Source organism: Acinetobacter ursingii DSM 16037 = CIP 107286 (genome assembly GCF_000368825.1).
Taxonomy (GTDB): Bacteria; Pseudomonadota; Gammaproteobacteria; order Pseudomonadales; family Moraxellaceae; genus Acinetobacter; species Acinetobacter ursingii.
Map to the genome: position 1 here is coordinate 1,194,970 of NZ_KB849717.1, position 19,696 is coordinate 1,214,665.

Genomic DNA, 19,696 nt, shown 5'->3' on the forward strand with positions numbered 1-19,696 from the left:
ATCTTTTAGCCTGCATGGTAACAAGAGTTGAGCTTCTATGCTATTGCTATCTTTAAAAAGTACCGCTCTCCTATTTACTGCTGCAACTCCTGAAATACCCAAGGACGTGACTGTTTGGCCTGCGCTTCAAATGCACGAATTGCATCGGCATTTTGCAAGGTCAAGCCAATATCATCCAAACCATTCAACAAACAATGCTTGCGGAACGAATCAATTTCAAATGTAAATGCCTGACCCGATGGCGTACGTACTTCCTGTGCCGCTAAATCAACAGTCAGTTGATATCCTTCGTTTGCAGCGCATTCTTTAAATAACTGATCTACAATATCTTCTGGCAAAATTACAGGCAACATCCCATTCTTAAACGAGTTATTAAAGAAAATATCCGCATAACTTGGTGCAATCACGGTACGAAAACCGTATTCATTTAATGCCCACGGTGCATGTTCACGGCTTGAACCACAGCCAAAATTGGTCCGTGCCAATAAAATATTTGAACCTTGATAGCGTGGCTTATTTAAAACAAAATCAGGATTTTTAGGGCGCTTGCTAATATCCTGTCCCAAATAACCTTCGTCTAAATAGCGTAGCTCATCAAATAAGTTATCGCCAAAACCTGTACGTTTGATCGATTTTAAAAACTGTTTTGGAATAATTAAATCGGTATCGACATTGGCACGATCCAAAGGTGCAACAATACCCTGTTCAACTGTATATTTTTTCATGGTTTGCTTCCTTAGAATGAACGAACATCAACAAAATGACCCGCAATTGCGGCTGCTGCGGCCATTGCTGGACTGACCAAATGCGTTCTTCCCCCATTGCCCTGACGCCCTTCAAAGTTACGGTTTGACGTTGAAGCGCAATGCTCGCCTGGTTGTAACTTATCTGCATTCATGGCCAAACACATTGAACAACCCGGTTCACGCCATTCAAAACCTGCTTCCAAGAAAATTTGGTCTAAACCTTCTTGCTCTGCCTGTTGTTTGACCAAACCAGAACCCGGCACGATCATCGCCTGTTTAATGCTTGAAGCCACCTTACGACCTTTCACCACTTCTGCGGCTGCACGAATATCTTCTATACGCGAGTTGGTACATGAACCAATAAAGACGCGATCTAACTGAATATCTTCCAATGCCTGACCCGCAGTTAAACCCATATATTGATAAGCACGTGTCCAGTCATTGCGTTGTACGTCATCTTTGGCTTGTTCCAATGTCGGAACAGCTTTCGATACTGGAATGACCATCTCAGGTGAAGTGCCCCAAGATACTTGTGGCTCAATCTCTTCACCCTGCAAAACAACCACTGTATCAAAGTGAGCATCTTGATCAGAATGTAAAGTATTCCAGTAGGCGACTGCTTGATCCCATTGTTCATCTTTTGGTGCATACGGACGATTTTTCACATATTCAATGGTTTTATCATCGACTGCCACCATGCCCACGCGCGCGCCCGCTTCGATTGCCATATTACAGACCGTCATACGACCTTCAATCGACATATCACGGAAGACTTGTCCACCAAATTCAATCGCGTGACCTGTTCCACCCGCAGTCCCGATTTTTCCAATAATCGCCAAGACCACATCTTTCGAGGTGACACCTTTGCCTAAAGTGCCATCGACACGAACCAACATGTTTTTCATTTTCTTTTGAACAAGGCACTGGGTTGCCAAGACATGCTCAACTTCTGATGTTCCAATCCCATGTGCCAAGCAACCAAATGCACCATGTGTAGCAGTATGCGAGTCACCACATACCACGGTCATTCCTGGCAAAGTTAAACCTTGCTCAGGCCCCACCACATGTGCAATACCCTGACGAATATCATTGATACCAAATTCAACGATATCGAAAGTTTTGCAGTTATCATCAAGGGTTTGTACCTGAATGCGTGAAGTATCATCTTCAATCCCTGCAATCCCCTGCGCACGTTCTTTTTTGGAGGTTGGAACGTTATGATCAGGCGTTGCGATATTGGCACTTAAACGCCAAGGCTTACGATCTGCAAGTTGTAAACCTTCAAAAGCTTGCGGACTGGTCACTTCATGTAATAAATGACGATCGATATAAATGAGGCTTGAACCATCGTCTCGTTGTGAGACCAAATGGTCATCCCATAATTTGTCATATAAAGTTTTTGCGCCTTGGGTATTGCCTGCCATGTCGTCGCTCTCCACCGTGCTTGCCATTGGACTGGGTAATGCTAATCTTATCTTGATTATAGCGAATGTTTTACATAAAACTAATTTATCATTTTTATAAATTAATAAACTTTTTGGAATGAAATTTTTACTTTTTATTTCTACAAAAAAAATTGCTAAGTGCATATAACGCTCTGGTTATTTGTACTTAGCAATATGTTTTTGATGATCTGGGGACTTTTAGCTTTTATCTGCGATTTTTTTCAAATTATCATGAATTTTGAAAATAACAATGAGTAATTCACTATATACCCGAACTATCACCAAGCCAAAAATAATGACAAAAATAGCCATAAGAAAACGCATGCCGAAATTAGTATAGGCATAACGACCTATTCCAAATAGCATACTCATAGAAGTCAACGAAACACCCACTAGACCTAACCAATATATGATCGTAATAATTTTCGGGGTGATCATCGTATCGAGTTTAAGAAAATCTTTCATAAATATACCCTGTGCAGATTAAGATAATTTCTGTTGTATTCGTTTTTGTTGTTCAAGCAATTGCTTTTGAAGTGTGGCCATTTCCTCTTGAGTTTGTTTAACTTCAACAGGATTAGGTGGAGTAGCTGTTGTTTGTTCAACCATTTTTAAAGATAAATTGTTCATTTGAATCAACTTGTCTCTCAAGCTACTGACTTCAACACTTTTTAATTGAGCTTGTGCCAATTCATTATTAAAGCTATCAATAAAAGGCAACATGGATGTTAAAGTTTGTTTAACTTTATCGGCTTGACCACTTTGCATAGCTTTCATCATTTCATTTTGAAATTCAGATGCTTTTGCTACATTTTTTGTTGAAATTTGATCGATCAATTGTGTATCAGTCTTGATATCTGCCAGATTATTCGTACTAAATTTGTTTGCAGCAACCTGCTGACTCTGCGGTTGTTGTTCGCCTTCTGATTGATTGGCTTGTTTACTACATGCACTCAATGACACAGCAGTACAGCACATAAGTACAGTGATCAGTTTATTCATTAGGTTCCCCTCAAAATAATAATTTTAAGAGATCGCTTTTTTTATTAATTATCTAAAAACTGTTTTATTACTATCTTTTAAAGCAATAGAGAAAATAATCACTGAAGAAAAACTTGCCTTAAAACTCACCAAACAGATCGCTTTGTGTTGGAAAGGTGGGGGTGAAAATCATTTGCTGTTGTTAGCTGACTAAAGTTAAGATGATGTCAATCAAAGAACTTAATACTGCCCCATGAATCTCGCCGCCTTTGAAGCCTTTGTAAAAGTGATGGAAACAGGTTCAATTTCGCTGGCTGCCGAACAGTTGTTTATTACCCAACCTGCTGTCACCAAACGAATCCATAGTCTGGAAGAATATTTTGGAGTCAAATTATTTGAGTCCGCAGGTCGTGGCGTACAACCCACTCATGCAGCGCACTCCTTGTTACCGCGAGTCAAAAACTGGCTGAATGAACTCGGCGATATTCATTACACACTCAGCCATGAACATGATCAGGTGCAAGGTCGCTTAAAAATAGGGACGAGCCATCATATTGGCTTGCATCATCTGCCCTATTATTTAAAACAATATGTACAAGAGTTTCCAAATGTAAAACTGGATGTGCATTTTGTAGATTCTGAACAGGCACATGAACAAGTCTTGGCAGGTGATCTGGAACTCGCTTTTTTAACACTCCCCCCCCAAGGCGATGAACGTTTAAGCTATATGAATGTCTGGACAGATCCACTTGTCTTTGTAGCCGCCCCATTTCATCCATTGGCACAGCAAAAAAATCTAACCCTTGAAGATTTACTAAATTATCCAAGTCTGTTGCCCTCTGCACAAACCTATACCAGTCAAATCACTTTAGCTGAGTTTGAAAAACATGGCCTCAAACCCAAAATCACCATGAGTAATAATCCACTTGAATCCATTCGAATGCTGGTTTCGATTGGTTTAGGTTGGTCTGTTTTACCTAAAACGCTGGTGAATCAGGACTTGCAGCAACTCGATCTAAATATGGAACTACACCGACAATTAGGCATGGTCTGGCATCCATCACGTAGTCAATCCAAAGCAGCTCAAGCGCTTATTCATTTAGTACAATGTCATTTACACAATAAATCTTTGAGACCTATGTAACCCAGATTTACCGCTGTTTACTGAACTATAAAAAACCTAAAGCCAAATAGGAGTAAGTTGGTGCTTAAGCCATGCCTTATTCCTATTCAAGAATAACAAATCAATATGATTGAAATATCGAAGTACTGAAATATCAAAGCATGGTGAAGCTAAATAAAAATCGAATGATAGCCTGCCAAGATGGAGCCTCAGCATGTTGACCGAAACTTCAAAATTAGCCAGCGAACAAAATACTGATGATCCAACCCCAGCCACTTGTGCGATCAAAACATCTGAAGTTTTAAGTCAAAATACGTCTGCAAACAGTACTCGTCCGAAATTGCTACGGACACCCAATTTACGTGATCATGACAGTGCCAGCATGCGCGTGATTTTACGAGATTATTTCTTAAATACTTTTGATACTTATGAATGCCTATTTGAATGTCTGGCGAGTGATGAGGCATTTTATAAAAAACCAATTTCCTTACGCCATCCCCTGATTTTTTATTACGGGCATACTGCGACTTTTTTTGTGAATAAACTGTTATTGACCCGCATGATTGAACAGCGGGTTGATCAGAAAATGGAATCGATGTTTGCGGTCGGCGTCGATGAAATGAGTTGGGATGATCTGGATGATACCCATTATGAATGGCCAACGCCCCAACAAGTCAAAGCCTATCGCGATAAAGTCCGTCACCTCATATTAGATTTAATCGAACATGCACCACTGACTATGCCTATAGACTGGAATCATCCGTGGTGGGCGATCATCATGGGGATTGAACATGAGCGGATTCATCTGGAAACCTCTTCGGTTTTAATTCGCCAACATGATCTAAGTTTTGTAAAACCGCATCCAAGCTGGCAAGCCAATACACAAAGTCGTCATCCACCCGAAAATATGCTGCTTAAAGTATCTGCGGGAAAAGTCTTACTCAATAAAGAAAAACAGGATGCGTACTATGGCTGGGACAATGAATACGGTCAGCATGAAGCAGAGATTGAGGAATTTGAAGCCTCAAAATATCTGGTCAGTAATCAGGAATATTTAAATTTTGTTGAGGCACACGGCTATCAAACCCCTGAATACTGGCTAGAAGAAGGTCGATCTTGGCTAGAATTTAGCCAAGCGAGTCATCCTACTTTTTGGATCAAGAAAAAACAGGGTTGGTTTCTGCGTCTGATGACCGAAGAGGTGCCCATGCGCTGGGATTGGCCTGTCGAAGTCAACTACCATGAAGCTAAAGCATTTTGTCTCTGGAAAAAAACAACGAGTGGCTTAACTGTTCGTTTACCGACAGAGGATGAATGGTATCGTTTGTATGATATTGCAGGTTTAAAAGAACTCAATGACCATCCTGCCGACTCCAATTTACATCTGGACTATGCTGCCTCCTCCTGTCCGATTGATCAATTTCAACATGGCGATTTTTTTGATGTGCGAGGTAATGTCTGGCAATGGACAGAAACCCCGATTTATCCATTTGAAGGTTTTGATGTTCATCCGATTTATGACGATTTTACTACGCCCACTTTCGATGGGCGGCACAACTTAATTAAAGGCGGTTCGTGGATTTCTTGTGGGAATGAAAGTTTGTCTTCTTCCCGATACGCATTTCGCCGTCATTTTTTCCAACATGCAGGATTTCGCTACGTGGTTTCCGAACAAAATGCTATACATCCAGACTCTCACTATGAAACTGATCAATTGCTGTCGCAATATGCCGAATTTCATTATGGCGATGAATATTTTGGTGTCAAAAACTTTTCCAAAGCACTGGTTGATTTAGCCATTCAAACCTTGGGAGATCGACCCAAAATACAAGCACTCGATATCGGCTGCGCGCTTGGTCGCGCGAGTTTTGAATTAGCTCAACATTTTGAATATGTAACGGGCATTGATTTTTCAGCACGTTTTATCCAACATGGTGTACAACTCGCCAAAGGAGAAACTTTGCGTTACACCCTGACCACTGAAGGTGAATTAGTCGACTATAAGTCCTGTGCCTTACGTGATTTAGGTCTTGAATCTATTCAAGATCGGGTTGAGTTTTATCAAGGTGATGCCTGTAATCTCAAACCTCATTTTACCGCTTATGACTTTATCTTCGCGTCCAACCTCATTGACCGTTTATATAGTCCAAGTAAATTTTTAAAGCAGATTCATGAACGTTTAAACATTGGCGGTGTGCTGATGCTTGCCTCACCTTACACATGGCTAGAAGAGCATACCCCACGCGAAGAATGGATTGGCGGGTTTAAAAAAGACGGCGAGAATTTCACCACACTGGATGGCTTACATGAATTATTAGATCAACATTTTCGTTTGATTTCCCCACCACAAAAAACGCCTTTTGTAATTCGAGAAACTGCACATAAGTTCCAACACACTTTATCGGACGTGACATTTTGGGAACGTATCAAGGAATAGGAAATAAAATGCTCAACCCATAAGGGTCATCGTGACAGGCGACATGGATGTCGCCACGCTGGATTGCGGTTGCAGGGATGCATCGTCAATCCAGCAAAAGATTTTTGTTACTTTTCATCTTTGAAAAGTAAGGTAAACATAAAAATAGACAACCTCGACCCAAATCTAAAAATGTAGAGACTCTTTGTTTAATCAAAGTACAAACTAAACCTATCTCTAGATTGAAAACTTAAATCGACCAATCCTGAACTTCCCATCCTTTCTCTTGCGCCAATGTCTCTAAACGATCGTCTGGATTTACCGCAATCGCATGCGTTGCATATTCAAGTAAAAATCGATCATTGATTGAATCTGAATACGCCCAAGATTCATTTACTTGACGACCATCTAACCATTGATCCAGACGAAGCAATTTACCTTGTTGATAACATGGTAATCCTGCGACCTTGCCTGTATAAGCGCCTTCGACCACTTCGGCATTGGTGGCAATAATGTTTGTAATCCCAAACTCACGAAAAATAGGCGCAGTGATAAAATCACTGGTCGCAGTAATCCCCACAATCTCATGCCCCAAGGCTTTATGATGTTCAATCGCTGCAAAACCTTGTGGACGCATTTGTGGGCGAATCACCTTTTGCATAAATAACTGATGCAATTCGGTTAAATAGGCATTGTCATGCCGAGTCAAAAACTGAAAAACAAACTCATTATAAGCAATCGGGTCAAGTTGCCCTGCTTTATAGTCTTCATAAAATTGATCATTCATCTGACGATGATGTACGGGATCGACTAAACCTTCATTGACCAAAAACTCTCCCCAAGAATGGTCAGAATCTGTATTAAGTAAGGTGTGATCGAGATCAAACAAAGCCAATTTCATGAAAATACTCGTTAAAACTGAAATTTAAGAAAAAAAATGTAAATCTATCTCCGCTAGTCGATAGAAATTCGTTAAGATCATAGCAATTTTAATGCATTTTACTTTGATCTTTTCGAGCTGGGCTTCAAGAGTGACCGCCCCCGATTTCAAAGTCAACGATATTGATAAAATTTAGGTAGCCAAATGATCGACTCTGAAGGTTTCCGACCCAACGTCGGGATCATTTTGGCAAATGATAACGGACAGGTTTTATGGGCAAAACGCATTGGTCACAATGCTTGGCAATTTCCACAAGGAGGAATCCAGTTTGGAGAAACCCCTGAACAGGCACTTTACCGTGAGCTGAGAGAAGAAGTCGGCCTCTTGCCTGAACATGTCCAGATTATTGCGCAAACCAAAGGTTGGCTGCGTTATCGTTTGCCACACCGATACATTCGACCGGACTCAGATCCCGTATGTATCGGACAAAAACAAAAATGGTTTTTACTGAAACTCACCGCTCCTGCGGGCAATATTCAGTTAAACCTCTCTGACCCTGCCGAATTTGATGAATGGCAATGGGTCAGCTATTGGTATCCACTGGGTCAAGTAGTGAACTTCAAACGTGATGTTTACCGCAGAGCCATGATGGAATTATGTATGTTATTGCCGCAACAACAATCGGCTGAAAAATCACTTCTTTAGCAAGTGATTTTTTGACTAAGTGCTGTTATAACATCACTAAGCGCGATTCATTTTTTGGAGCATATATTCATGTCAAACATGCAACTCGACACCTTAAGACGGATTGTTCAGGAGATCAATGCGTCGGTGAGTTTGCATGAATCTTTGGACATTATGGTGAATCAAGTCGCCGAAGCCATGAAAGTTGATGTCTGTTCAATCTATTTACTGGATGAACGCAATCAGCGTTATTTACTCATGGCTTCCAAAGGTCTCAATCCAGATTCTGTCGGCAATGTCTCATTGCATGTCGGTGAAGGTTTGGTCGGCTTGGTCGGACAGCGCGAAGAAATTGTCAATCTGGAAAACGCCTCCAAACACGAACGCTTTGCCTATTTACCTGAAACAGGTGAAGAAATTTATCACTCCTTTCTTGGCGTACCCGTCATGTATCGCCGTAAGGTGATGGGTGTATTGGTGGTTCAAAATAAAGAACCTCAGGATTTTAGTGAAGCCGCAGAATCGTTTTTAGTGACATTGTGCGCTCAACTTTCGGGGGTGATTGCACATGCCCATGCGGTGGGGAATATCGATGTCTTTCGCAAGCCTACCTCAGGTGCAGCTTATAAGACCTTTCAAGGTGTTTCTGGCGCAGGCGGTATTGCCTTAGGTCGGGCGATTGTGCTTTATCCCCCTGCGGACTTGGCAGCCGTTCCTGATCGTGAAGCCGAAGATATCAGTGATGAATTACAACTTCTAGATCAAGCCATTCTTTCAGTACGCACTGAAATTCAATCTCTTGATGAAAAGATGCAAGACTCACTGATGTCAGAAGAACGTGCACTCTTTAGCGTATTCTTACGCATGCTGGATGAAAATGCGCTGCCTGCCGAGATTAAAGAATTGATTCGGGCAGGCAACTGGGCGCAAGGTGCGGTACGCCGTGTCATTGATAAGCACATCAGTCTGTTTGCACAAATGGAAGATGATTATCTGCGTGAACGCGTTTCAGATTTAAAAGATCTTGGGCGACGGATTTTGGCCTCATTACAGGAAGCCGATTCTAGTCACCGTGAAATCAGTCCCGATAGCATTATTATTGGTGAAGAAATCAGCACAGCCGCACTGGTAGAACTACCTGTCGATAATATTGCTGCCATTGTCACCACAGAAGGTGCGGCCAATTCACATATGGTGATTGTGGCACGTGCCTTAGGCATTCCAACCGTGGTAGGTGTCACTGAGTTGCCAATTAACACGCTTGATGATGCAGAGATGATTGTCGATGCCTATCAGGGACGTGTTTTTATCAATCCCCCACGACGGATGCGTCAGCGTTATAAAGAGATTCAAAAAGAAGAAGAACAAATCGCCAAAGATTTAAAACAGTACGAAACCCGCGATGCCATTACGCCTGATGGTGTTGCAGTCCGTTTATATGTCAATACTGGCTTAATGATTGATGTGGTTCGCGGTGTTCAGCGTGGCGCCAAAGGCGTGGGTTTGTACCGCAGTGAAATTCCATTTATGTTGCGTGATCGCTTCCCAGGCGAAGAAGAACAACGCGCCATGTATCGTCAACAACTCAGTCACTTTGCCAACAAACCTGTGACCATGCGCACACTGGACATTGGTGCAGATAAAGACTTACCTTATTTTAGTATTGAGGAAGAAAACTCGGCACTGGGCTGGCGTGGTTTACGCTTTACCCTTGATCATCCAGAGATTTTCTCGACACAGGTTCGCGCCATGCTCAAAGCGAGCATTGGCTTAAATAATCTGCATATTTTATTGCCTATGGTGACGAGCGTCAGTGAAGTCGAAGAAGTCTTGTATTTATTGGAACGCGACTGGATTGCCGTACAGGAAGAAGAACAGGTTAAAATCACCAAACCCAAAATTGGGATTATGGTCGAAGTTCCAAGCGTACTGTTGCAGATCGATGAGTTTTCAGAATTGGTCGACTTTTTCTCTGTGGGTTCAAATGACCTGATTCAATATCTACTGGCGGTTGACCGTAATAACCCTCGCGTTTCTAGCGTGTATTCACATTTTCATCCATCGGTATTACGTGCTTTGCAACGTCTGGTGAAAGAATGCCATAAATATGAAAAGCCTGTGAGCATTTGTGGCGAAATGGCAGGAGATCCTTTCTCGGCAATTCTATTGATGGCCATGGGTTTCAATACACTCTCCATGAGTTCGAGTAATATTTTACGTGTCCGCAAAGCCATTTGCCATGTACCTATGAGTGATGCAGAAAAGTTACTGAGTGAAGTGGTTAAAATGAATAATCCATTGATGGTTAAAAGTTGGATGGAATATTATTTTAAAAAGCATGGTTTGGGCGATATGGTTAAATCTAATCGTTTATCCGTTTAAATTAACCCAACTAAGATTTTGATAAATAAGGGCACATCGATTGTGCCCTTATTTTTATTTCAATTAAGCGTTTTTAGATTGGTAAGCTACGCTCTAATATCTGTTGTACTATTCTTGCGTCTGGATCTGTTTCTGGCATTAAAATTAATCCTGTCACACGACCATGAAACATACTATAACGCGACTGGATAAAAGTATTTGCAACTTGATCTGGCGCATAACGTTTTAATAATACGGCTTGAGCGAGTATGACTAAACGACTCACAAAACTTCTTGCCATAAATTGCAGTTGTTCTGACGATTGTTTTAAGACATCCAATAATTGATTCACTTCATTGTGCAGTTGTGGTACCTGTGAGGTCACGTCATAAAAAGACTCAAATAAAGTCTGAAGCGATGCTGGATGACGTTGAATCGCGCGTAATACATCCAGACACATGACATTACCCGAGCCCTCCCAAATGGAATTGACAGGTGCTTCTTTAAATAGTCGTGCCATCATTCCAGTTTCGACATAACCATTACCGCCAAACACTTCCATCGCCTCACCCGTCAGTTCAACGGCGCGTTTACAAATCCAGAACTTTGCAGCAGGGGTCATGATACGCGCCCATGCCTGTGACAGATCATCCTGATCTTGATAACTCGCAGCTAAATGCATGCTGAGTTGGACTGCTGCTTCACTTTCTAAGGCCAAATCTGTCAAAACAGCCTGCATTAAAGGCTGATCAGCGAGGACTTTGCCAAATGCCTTGCGTTGACGCGTATAAGCCAGACATTGCACCAAAGCCTGACGCAAAATGGCAGAACTTCCCACGACACAGGTCAACCGAGTATATGCTGCCATTTCTATGATGGTCGGAATACCTCGCCCTTCCTCTCCAATCATCATGCCCCATGCATCATGAAACTCAACTTCACTGCTTGAATTACTACGATTGCCGACTTTGTCTTTAAGACGCTGAATATGCACACTGTTTTTTGTGCCATCTTCTAACCAGCGCGGCACATAGAAACAACCCAATCCATTTTCAGGGGTTTGCGCGATCACTAAATGTGCATCGGACATCGGGGCTGAAAAAAACCATTTATGCCCTGTGAGTAAGTATTGCTGCCTCCGACCAGAAGTTGCAATCGGTTTCGCCAAAGTTTGGTTGGCACGAACATCTGAGCCACCTTGTTTCTCAGTCATACCCATGCCAATCCAGATCGATGATTTTTCTGAAATGGGCACATCACGTTCATCATAATTTGTTGATAACAGTTTTTCGCCTAACTGTTGCCACAACTTCGGCTCACGCTGTAATAATGGAATACTGCCTAAAGTCATGGCATTTGGACATAAATTTCCACATTCCACTTGTCCACTGAGATAAAACCGTGCAGCCCAGTCGACCCAGTTTGTCTTAGACTGCGCGGCAATAAACGGATGCGCATGTACGCCATATTGACGATTTAACTTCATCCATGCATGCCATGCGGGATGAAATTCCAGATTATCGATACGACGACCTCGTGCATCAAAAGTTTGTAATTCTGGCGTATGCCGATTGGCTTGATCAGCCCATAGATAGGCCTGATTAGTGCCCACTTTCTCGCCCAATTCTACAAGCAACGCTTGATCCTGACTGCCATAACGCATCAGGATTTCTTGTAAAACAGGATCGGTTCGATATAAGTTATAGTTCTGTAGCTCATCAAACTGATTTTCGATCTGATGGATCATCCTTGTATTCATTGCCTATCCTTGATTATTTTTATAACAGTATAGGAACAAATCAGACCTGAAGTGTTCGGATTTAATTTATGAAAATCACCAGTATCAAAGTGCGTAGAAAGCCCAAGCAGTCGAGAGCCCGATTTACTCAGGATGCACTGATGGATAGCTTTGTTCAGCTTTTACTGGAGAAAGAAGCGAATACAATCACGATTCGGGAAATTACCGATCTGGCAGGTGTTGGTCTAGGCACTTTTTATGAATATTTCAGCCAAAAAGAAGATTTACTCGCGCTGACCATTCATCATTATGTGCAGCGTAATGCGCTGTCTCTACAGCAAGCGTCTGAAAAAGCTCTCAAACCAAGTCCCAATTTCAATACCTATATTCAGGCATTGATCCACTTACAGCTTGAACGGATTGCTGAACACGGCACTCTCTGGAAGAAATTATTTCTTCTGGAACGACAAATTTCAAATACCGAGATTTATCAGAAGCATTATTCACAACACGTAGAGGCGTGGTGTTTTGTGCTAAAGCAACATCCCGAACATGTGCTGATGGATGTTGAATGGCTTGCACTCAATATTCATCGTATTAGTTATGGTTTTATTTCCCAAACGCTGATGGTTTCGCAACACGATCAAACAACTGACTGGGAATGCCTTGAACAGGATATTCAAATCGCCATTTATGGATTTATCCAAACATCTTGATAATAATCGATTTTATCTCTTATAAAAATAAATTTAATCGTTTTTACATTGTACAAAATACAGCGTATGTTAAATGTATGAATCATTTACACGGAATGGATTGCCCTCTTTAAGTCGATTCATCATATTGCAATACAGCGCTTTTATGTTGCATAAGATATTGACCTCAGGCATCACAGATTCGATTATTTTTTACAAAATATCCAATGTCATTTAAGGTTGGGAATGTTAGTTATATAGTATTGCTATACCCATGACATTATTAGAATTTTAATCACAAGACCCTGTTTTATGGAGAATTAAAATGAGTGACGATAAACTAAAGTGTCCAGTCACCCACCTTACTACTGATGCAGGTGCGCCTGTTGTAGACAATCAGAATAGTATGACGGCAGGTGCACGTGGCCCTCTTCTTACTCAAGATCTCTGGCTCAATGAAAAGTTAGCCAATTTTGCCCGTGAAGTCATTCCAGAACGCCGTATGCATGCCAAAGGTTCGGGTGCATTTGGAACATTTACTGTAACCCATGACATCACTCAATATACCCGCGCTAAAATTTTCAGTGAAATTGGTAAAAAAACTGAAATGTTTGCCCGTTTTTCTACCGTGGCAGGTGAGCGTGGTGCAGCTGATGCAGAGCGTGATATTCGTGGATTTGCCTTAAAGTTTTATACCGAAGAAGGTAACTGGGACATGGTGGGAAATAATACGCCAGTGTTCTTTTTCCGTGATCCTCGCCAGTTTCCTGATCTCAACAAAGCAGTTAAACGTGATCCTAAAACCAACTTACGTAATCCTACTTACAACTGGGATTTTTGGACACTTTTACCTGAAGCATTTCACCAAGTTACCATCGTAATGTCTGACCGTGGTATTCCAGATGGTTATCGTCATATGCATGGTTTTGGTAGCCATACTTATAGCTTTATCAATGCCAATAACGAACGCTTCTGGGTTAAATTTCACTTCCGCACTCAACAAGGGATTAAGAACCTAACCGATGCTGAAGCCGAAGCTCTCATTGGTAAAGACCGCGAAAGTAGTCAATCTGATTTGTTTAATGCCATTGAACGTGGTGATTTTCCAAAATGGAAATTATGTGTTCAAATTATGCCCGAAACTGATGCGGAAAAAGTCCCATACCATCCATTTGATTTAACCAAAGTTTGGCCACATGGCGATTATCCACTGATTGAAGTCGGTGAATTTGAACTGAATCGCAACCCTGAAAACTATTTTCAAGATGTTGAACAAGCGACTTTTGCACCGAGTAATCTAGTTCCTGGTATCAGCTACTCTCCAGACCGTATGTTACAGGCACGTTTGGTGAACTATGCTGATGCACATCGTTACCGCGTAGGTGTCAATCACATTCAGGTTCCAGTCAATGCTCCTCGCTGTCCTGTTCACAGTAACCGCCGTGATGGGCAAGGCCGTATGGATGGTAACTATGGTGGGCTTCCACACTATGAACCAAATAGTTTCCATCAGTGGCAAGAACAGCCTCAATACCGCGAACCACCATTAAAAATTAATGGGGATGCAGATTTTTGGGATTACCGTAAAGACGACAGCGATTATTTCAGCCAACCACGTGCTTTGTTCAATTTGATGAATGCTGAACAAAAACAGGCTTTATTTGACAATACCGCACGTAATGTCGGTGGCGCATTAGACTTTATCCAATATCGTCATATTCGTAACTGTTATGCCTGCGATCCAGCTTATGGCGAAGGTGTCGCAAAAGCATTGGGTAAAACTGTTGCAGATGCACAAGCAGCTCGTGCCACTGATCCAGCTCAAGGTAATCCTGGTTTATTGTAAATCTTTAAATTAGATAGATTGAATTATTTCATTGATCTTTCATCTAAAATAAAACAGCCAGTAAAATTACTGGCTGTTTTGTATTTTAACCTATTAATCGATCATGACTGATTTAAGGCAAAAGCCATCACATAATCTCCTACTTCGCTAGAATGTGCTGCACCGCCGACAGAAACCACTATATATTGCTTCCCTGTTTTAGGCGACACATAAGTCATTGGAGTGGCACTAGAACCCACTGGCAAACGGTACTTCCAGATTTCTTGACCTGTTGCTGCATCATAAGCACGCAGATAATAATCCTGACTCCCCGCAAAGAATAGCACCCCGCCAGCAGTTACCGATGTACCTGCATAGGTTGGCATTCCCATCGCTAAAGGAATATGAGACTTGATGCCCCAAGGCCCTAAGTCTTTTGTGGTTCCTACTGGAACTTGCCACAGCACTTGTTTACTTTTCATATCAATCGCACTAATCGTACCAAATGGTGGCTCAGTACATGGAGTTTCCATGGCAGATGTCCACATCATGGTGACCATCCCATACGGCGTACCCGTCTGTGGTGAAGGTCCATGTCCTGTACCATCGGATGGATATTTTTTATTAACCTGTGCAAACTCATCGCGTTTTACCAACCAGAATACAGATGGAATACGGATATCGTTCATATAGGCAATCTGATTTTTAGCATCATAGGCCACACTTCCCCAGTTCATTCCACCTAAATTTCCGGGCTGCTCCAATGTTTTATTGAACCCGACTGGCGTAAAGTCGCCTTCATAGCTCATTTTTTTAAACTGAATCCGACATACCAGTTGATCAAATAAGGTAACACCCCAAATTTTCTTCTCATTTAAATGATCAGCACCAATGGTTGGCATACCCACTGAATATGGCTGAGTTGGAGAAAGTGGTTTTTCATCTGGAATCGGGCTTTTTGAAGGTACTGGTTTTTCAACCACATCAGCAATTGGCTGACCTGTTTCACGATTTAGCAGAAAGATTTGTCCACGTTTCGTGGTTTGCATTACTGCTGGAACGATCTGACCATTTTGATCTGGAACATCCATCAATGCAGGCTGCGATGGCAAATCATAGTCCCAAAGATCATAGTGTGTGGTTTGGAAATGCCATTTTTCTTTACCAGTACGCACATCCAATGCCACCAAAGATGAATTATATTGATTCGAAAATTCAGGGCGTTCTTTGCCATAGTAATCAGGCGTGTTATTACCCAATGGAATATAAACTAATCCGAGTTTGTCATCATAACTTAAAGTCGTCCATGAATTTGGCGCACCTCGTGTATAGGTTTGCCCCTCAGGCGGTAATTTATCAATCGCAGGATTACCCAAATCCCATGCCCATTTCAGTTCGCCTGTTTTGGCATCAAAACCACGAATCACTCCCGAAGGTTCAGCAACTTCCTGATTATCGACCACCCATCCACCAATCACGATAGTATCGTTTGCAACCAGTGGTGCTGACGTTTGAAAATAGAAACCAGGTTTCACATCTCCCATGCCTGTCTTCAAATCAACATAGCCTTGCCGACCAAACTCCTGACAAGGTTGACCTGTTTTAGCATCAAGCTCTAATAAACGTGCATCATTGGTGGTTTGTACAATCCGCTGCTGACATTGTGCCCGATGATTTTCACGGGTTAATGCGACTTGCCCAATTGAACGTTGAGGTGTTGCCACACGTGCATCAAAATATCCCAGTCCTCGACAGCGTTGCCACATAGGTGATCGACCATTGGCATCAAACTTCCAGACTGATTTTCCTGTATCGACATCTAAAGCAGCAATAATGCCGTTACGTGAACAGCTATAGAGCAAGTTGTCGATTTGTAGTGGCGTGTTTTGATCGACCCCAGGACCTTTATCGCCAGTTTGATAGGTCCAAGCAACTTGCAGATTTTTGACATTATCACGGTTAATCAAGGTAAACGGTGAAAATCGGGTTCCTTCATTGGTACGGCCATAGGCTGTCCAGTTTTCAGGCATTCCAAAAGGCGTATGCGCTTGGTAAGACTTGCCATTTGCATATTGGGCATCATGCGGAAAGAAAGCGGCAATCGCCATACCAATGAAAATCACCAGTGAACCTAGACTAAAACCTAGCGTTTTGGCATTGTAATGCTCTTTTCGTAACGCATATAACGCAACGAAAGCCAAGCCCAACGGAACCATGATCCTTGCGAGCATCGGCCAAAACGCAAAACCCCGTTCGTAAATTGCCCAAAGACCAGTCAAAACCAGCGCAATAATCGTTAAATAAAAACCAAGTGCTTTATTTTTATATAATAAAAAGCTACTTGCTAGATAAATTAAACCCAGTAAAAGGTAATAAAACGATCCACCTGCACTAATTAAGCTTATTCCTCCAATGATGAGAAATAAGCTGGTAAATAGCGTGATGAGAATGATTAAAATCCTCATTATTTTCATACTGAAGTGACCTCTTTTTTTGATCTTTTTATTTTTTATAGCATACGTTTAACATAATATGCTTGTCACTTCGTGAAAATTTATTTTACTTTTCACATAAAATAAGAAAAAATGAATTAAACCGTTAACTTATGTCCTTCTCTAATACAATAAAATGGATTAACAAATTTCGATGAAGTTTTTAGTAGATGACTCAACTCCTGCTCAGGCTCATCACGGCTTTCATCCGTCAGCTGAAAGGTTCGATAATGAATTGCCATAGAGCGATGTGCTTGTAAGTCCAAATGTGCATGCAAAGCATCCTGCGGATTCATATGCACATAATGCATCAATTGACGCGGTTCATAAGCTCCGATCGGTAACAAAGCAATCCGTGCATCTCCAAAGCGTTCATGGATTTCCTTAAAATGTGGAGAATAAGCGGTATCTCCTGCAAAGAAACAGTGTCCCTTTTGAGTAATCAGTGAAAATCCGCCCCACAATGCCTTATTTTGATCTCGCAAGCCGCGCCCCGAACCATGTTGTGCAGGGGTGTAGGCAATGGTGACTTCATCATGAAACGGAATCATTTGCCACCAATCCATTTCGATCACATGAAAATCTTTAGAAAGATAATAACGATTGCCCAACCCCGTATAAATCGGCATGGCAAATTTCTGGTGTAACCAGTGTAACGTTGCCAGATCCATGTGGTCATAATGATTATGACTGAGCAACACACCATGAATGGTAGGCAATTGCTCCAGTGCAATGCCTGCTGGACAAACCCGACGAGGACCACGCCCCTGCAACGGACTGGCATATTCACACCAGACTGGATCCGTCAAAAAATTAAAGGGTCCTATTTGAATCAAAACAGTGGCATGTCCTACAAACCAGACTTGCCAATCATCCATATCTGCATTAGGACGATTCTTAGGTAATCCAATTGGTGTATTGATTCTAGACTCATATTCCTGCTGAATATCGACCTGCCATGTAAATGATTCACGCGTGGCAAGCCAACGTAATAATTCTTTTGATCCTTTTGCACCAGAGCGTTTAATCTGATTGTGAAAGTGATTGCTGCTCGCATGTTCTGAATCTGCATACCGAAATGGTGGTTTACTCCATGTATGTGTCCAGCAGGATTGAGTCGGCAATTGATACGTTAATGTCGGCTTCTCTTTCATAGGGTAATTCGGTTATACAGCAATAGTTTAGGGTCGGGTGTTTATTCATCTTAACGATTAAATCAAATTATGCTACTGCTCAATTTATTTGTCTTGTAACCGTCCTTTCATTCGTTGCAACCAGACCTGCTTCGACTGAGGCTTGATAAACAGTGCAACAATTTCAGGGTGAATTTCTCTAGCTTTCATTTCGATACGATTCACACAGATTTCGATATCATCTGAAGTTAAACTATCTTTAAATTCAAGGCTTAATGATGCAATGACCTGATGCGCACCTATTTGCTCAGTTAACACACCATTTGCTGAAAAAACAGCAATATCCTGTTGCGCAATGAGTAAAAGATTTTCGCGAAGCTCTGGATTGGCCGTTTCCCCCATCAGCAAACCTTTGGTCTCACGTGCCAATAAAAAAGCAGAAATCGCCAATACCACACCAATCAGGATAGATGCCACACCATCCAATACGGGCATATTGAAATAATGCGCTGCGGTAATCCCAATTAAAGCAATAAATAGACCAATCAATGCGGCAGAGTCTTCAAATAATACAGTAAAGGTCGTCGGATCTTTACTGCGTCGAAATGCTTCAAAATAACCCAATGAACCCTTTTCTTTACGAAATCCTTTCAGTGCGACTCGCCAGGATATCCCTTCACAAATAATCGCAATGCCAAGCACGATATAATTAATCATGGGCGAAACCATTTCTTCGGGTTGGCGAATATGTTGTATACCTTGATAAATTGAAACGATCGAACCCAATGCAAAAACCAGCAAAGATACAATAAAAGCCCAAAAATAAAGTTCACGGCCATAACCAAAAGGATGGCGAAAATTGGCTGGTTTTTGTGACTGTTTTAATCCATGCAACAATAGAATTTCATTGAGTGTATCCACCACAGAATGTACGGCTTCACTCAGCATCGCCGAACTATTGGTGATATAAGCTGCGACAAATTTAACCAAAGCAATGATGAGATTGCCCAATAACGCCGCATACACCACGATTTTATTTGATTCAGCCATCGCAAAACCCTGTTCTTATTTTTTCATTCATTGTTGTTATAGCGGTACTCGATTTATTTACAAAGACTTTTCCTGTTGTCATTTGTTGTTAAAGGGTCTCTATAACGATCCTTTACCCTGAATATTA

Annotated in this window: 15 protein-coding genes; 6 read left to right on the top strand and 9 right to left on the bottom strand. The window is 41.6% G+C overall.

The window, feature by feature from the left end:
* Window positions 1-74 precede the first annotated feature (74 nt).
* The 4 genes from leuD to F944_RS13170 form a co-directional block, all read right to left on the bottom strand.
* Window positions 75-725, bottom strand: a complete 651-nt coding sequence (gene leuD / locus F944_RS13155; protein ID WP_004991436.1) for a 3-isopropylmalate dehydratase small subunit — start codon at window positions 723-725, stop codon at window positions 75-77.
* 11 nt (window positions 726-736) lie between these two features.
* Window positions 737-2,170 (bottom strand): 3-isopropylmalate dehydratase large subunit, encoded by a 1,434-nt coding sequence (gene leuC, locus F944_RS13160; RefSeq protein WP_010588573.1) that lies wholly within the window; start codon window positions 2,168-2,170, stop codon window positions 737-739.
* A 219-nt stretch (window positions 2,171-2,389) separates the two neighbouring features.
* A complete protein-coding gene (locus tag F944_RS13165; protein WP_004991440.1) occupies window positions 2,390-2,656 on the bottom strand; it encodes a DUF4282 domain-containing protein in 267 nt (88 codons plus the stop codon).
* 18 nt (window positions 2,657-2,674) lie between these two features.
* Entirely contained in the window at window positions 2,675-3,193 is a 519-nt protein-coding gene (locus F944_RS13170) for a hypothetical protein (protein WP_004991442.1), read from the bottom strand.
* A 232-nt stretch (window positions 3,194-3,425) separates the two neighbouring features.
* On the opposite strand from F944_RS13170, the gene F944_RS13175 reads away from it, so the two are divergent.
* Complete coding sequence (locus F944_RS13175) at window positions 3,426-4,316, top strand: LysR family transcriptional regulator (protein ID WP_004991444.1); 891 nt, start codon at window positions 3,426-3,428, stop codon at window positions 4,314-4,316.
* A 193-nt stretch (window positions 4,317-4,509) separates the two neighbouring features.
* The gene (ovoA, locus tag F944_RS13180; protein ID WP_004991446.1) at window positions 4,510-6,732 is read left to right on the top strand and encodes a 5-histidylcysteine sulfoxide synthase; all 2,223 of its coding nucleotides are present in this window, start codon (window positions 4,510-4,512) and stop codon (window positions 6,730-6,732) included.
* Window positions 6,733-6,961: 229 nt separating this feature from the next.
* Here the strand turns inward: ovoA and F944_RS13185 are convergent, their stop codons facing one another.
* Window positions 6,962-7,612 carry an HAD family hydrolase gene (locus F944_RS13185; protein ID WP_004991451.1) on the bottom strand — a complete coding sequence of 217 codons (651 nt, stop codon included), beginning with the start codon at window positions 7,610-7,612 and terminating at the stop codon, window positions 6,962-6,964.
* A 183-nt stretch (window positions 7,613-7,795) separates the two neighbouring features.
* Here F944_RS13185 and F944_RS13190 point away from each other — a divergent pair, with 183 nt between their 5' ends.
* Together F944_RS13190 and ptsP are read left to right on the top strand one after the other, a co-directional pair.
* A complete protein-coding gene (locus F944_RS13190; protein WP_004991453.1) occupies window positions 7,796-8,296 on the top strand; it encodes an RNA pyrophosphohydrolase in 501 nt (166 codons plus the stop codon).
* A gap of 69 nt (window positions 8,297-8,365) precedes the next feature.
* Window positions 8,366-10,657, top strand: coding sequence for a phosphoenolpyruvate--protein phosphotransferase (gene ptsP / locus F944_RS13195; protein WP_004991456.1), 2,292 nt, complete (start codon window positions 8,366-8,368; stop codon window positions 10,655-10,657).
* A 73-nt stretch (window positions 10,658-10,730) separates the two neighbouring features.
* On the opposite strand, the gene F944_RS13200 is transcribed toward ptsP, so the two are convergent.
* Window positions 10,731-12,395, bottom strand: a complete 1,665-nt coding sequence (locus F944_RS13200) for an acyl-CoA dehydrogenase family protein (protein ID WP_004991457.1) — start codon at window positions 12,393-12,395, stop codon at window positions 10,731-10,733.
* Between the two features lie 68 nt (window positions 12,396-12,463).
* Between F944_RS13200 and F944_RS13205 the strand changes: the two genes are divergently transcribed.
* Entirely contained in the window at window positions 12,464-13,090 is a 627-nt protein-coding gene (locus F944_RS13205) for a TetR/AcrR family transcriptional regulator (protein ID WP_010588575.1), read from the top strand.
* A 304-nt stretch (window positions 13,091-13,394) separates the two neighbouring features.
* Entirely contained in the window at window positions 13,395-14,915 is a 1,521-nt protein-coding gene (locus F944_RS13210; RefSeq protein WP_004991461.1) for a catalase, read from the top strand.
* Window positions 14,916-15,016: 101 nt separating this feature from the next.
* On the opposite strand, the gene F944_RS13215 is transcribed toward F944_RS13210, so the two are convergent.
* The 3 genes from F944_RS13215 to F944_RS13225 all read right to left on the bottom strand — a co-directional run bounded on the left by F944_RS13215 (window position 15,017) and on the right by F944_RS13225 (window position 19,569).
* Entirely contained in the window at window positions 15,017-17,368 is a 2,352-nt protein-coding gene (locus F944_RS13215) for a membrane-bound PQQ-dependent dehydrogenase, glucose/quinate/shikimate family (protein WP_004991463.1), read from the bottom strand.
* A gap of 116 nt (window positions 17,369-17,484) precedes the next feature.
* Window positions 17,485-18,540 (bottom strand): MBL fold metallo-hydrolase, encoded by a 1,056-nt coding sequence (locus F944_RS13220; RefSeq protein WP_004991466.1) that lies wholly within the window; start codon window positions 18,538-18,540, stop codon window positions 17,485-17,487.
* An 84-nt stretch (window positions 18,541-18,624) separates the two neighbouring features.
* Window positions 18,625-19,569, bottom strand: coding sequence for a cation diffusion facilitator family transporter (locus tag F944_RS13225; RefSeq protein WP_004991468.1), 945 nt, complete (start codon window positions 19,567-19,569; stop codon window positions 18,625-18,627).
* Window positions 19,570-19,696 lie beyond the last annotated feature (127 nt).

Excerpts from the sequence above, each read along its gene's own strand:
- F944_RS13185 (WP_004991451.1), bottom strand. The coding sequence starts at position 7,612 with ATGAAATTGGCTTTGTTTGATCTCGATCACACCTTACTTAATACAGAT.
- F944_RS13210 (WP_004991461.1), top strand. The coding sequence starts at position 13,395 with ATGAGTGACGATAAACTAAAGTGTCCAGTCACCCACCTTACTACTGAT.
- F944_RS13190 (WP_004991453.1), top strand. The coding sequence starts at position 7,796 with ATGATCGACTCTGAAGGTTTCCGACCCAACGTCGGGATCATTTTGGCA.
- leuD (WP_004991436.1), bottom strand. The coding sequence starts at position 725 with ATGAAAAAATATACAGTTGAACAGGGTATTGTTGCACCTTTGGATCGT.
- leuC (WP_010588573.1), bottom strand. The coding sequence starts at position 2,170 with ATGGCAGGCAATACCCAAGGCGCAAAAACTTTATATGACAAATTATGG.
- ptsP (WP_004991456.1), top strand. The coding sequence starts at position 8,366 with ATGTCAAACATGCAACTCGACACCTTAAGACGGATTGTTCAGGAGATC.
- F944_RS13215 (WP_004991463.1), bottom strand. The coding sequence starts at position 17,368 with ATGAAAATAATGAGGATTTTAATCATTCTCATCACGCTATTTACCAGC.
- F944_RS13225 (WP_004991468.1), bottom strand. The coding sequence starts at position 19,569 with ATGGCTGAATCAAATAAAATCGTGGTGTATGCGGCGTTATTGGGCAAT.
- F944_RS13175 (WP_004991444.1), top strand. The coding sequence starts at position 3,426 with ATGAATCTCGCCGCCTTTGAAGCCTTTGTAAAAGTGATGGAAACAGGT.
- ovoA (WP_004991446.1), top strand. The coding sequence starts at position 4,510 with ATGTTGACCGAAACTTCAAAATTAGCCAGCGAACAAAATACTGATGAT.
- F944_RS13220 (WP_004991466.1), bottom strand. The coding sequence starts at position 18,540 with ATGAAAGAGAAGCCGACATTAACGTATCAATTGCCGACTCAATCCTGC.
- F944_RS13165 (WP_004991440.1), bottom strand. The coding sequence starts at position 2,656 with ATGAAAGATTTTCTTAAACTCGATACGATGATCACCCCGAAAATTATT.
- F944_RS13200 (WP_004991457.1), bottom strand. The coding sequence starts at position 12,395 with ATGAATACAAGGATGATCCATCAGATCGAAAATCAGTTTGATGAGCTA.
- F944_RS13170 (WP_004991442.1), bottom strand. The coding sequence starts at position 3,193 with ATGAATAAACTGATCACTGTACTTATGTGCTGTACTGCTGTGTCATTG.
- F944_RS13205 (WP_010588575.1), top strand. The coding sequence starts at position 12,464 with ATGAAAATCACCAGTATCAAAGTGCGTAGAAAGCCCAAGCAGTCGAGA.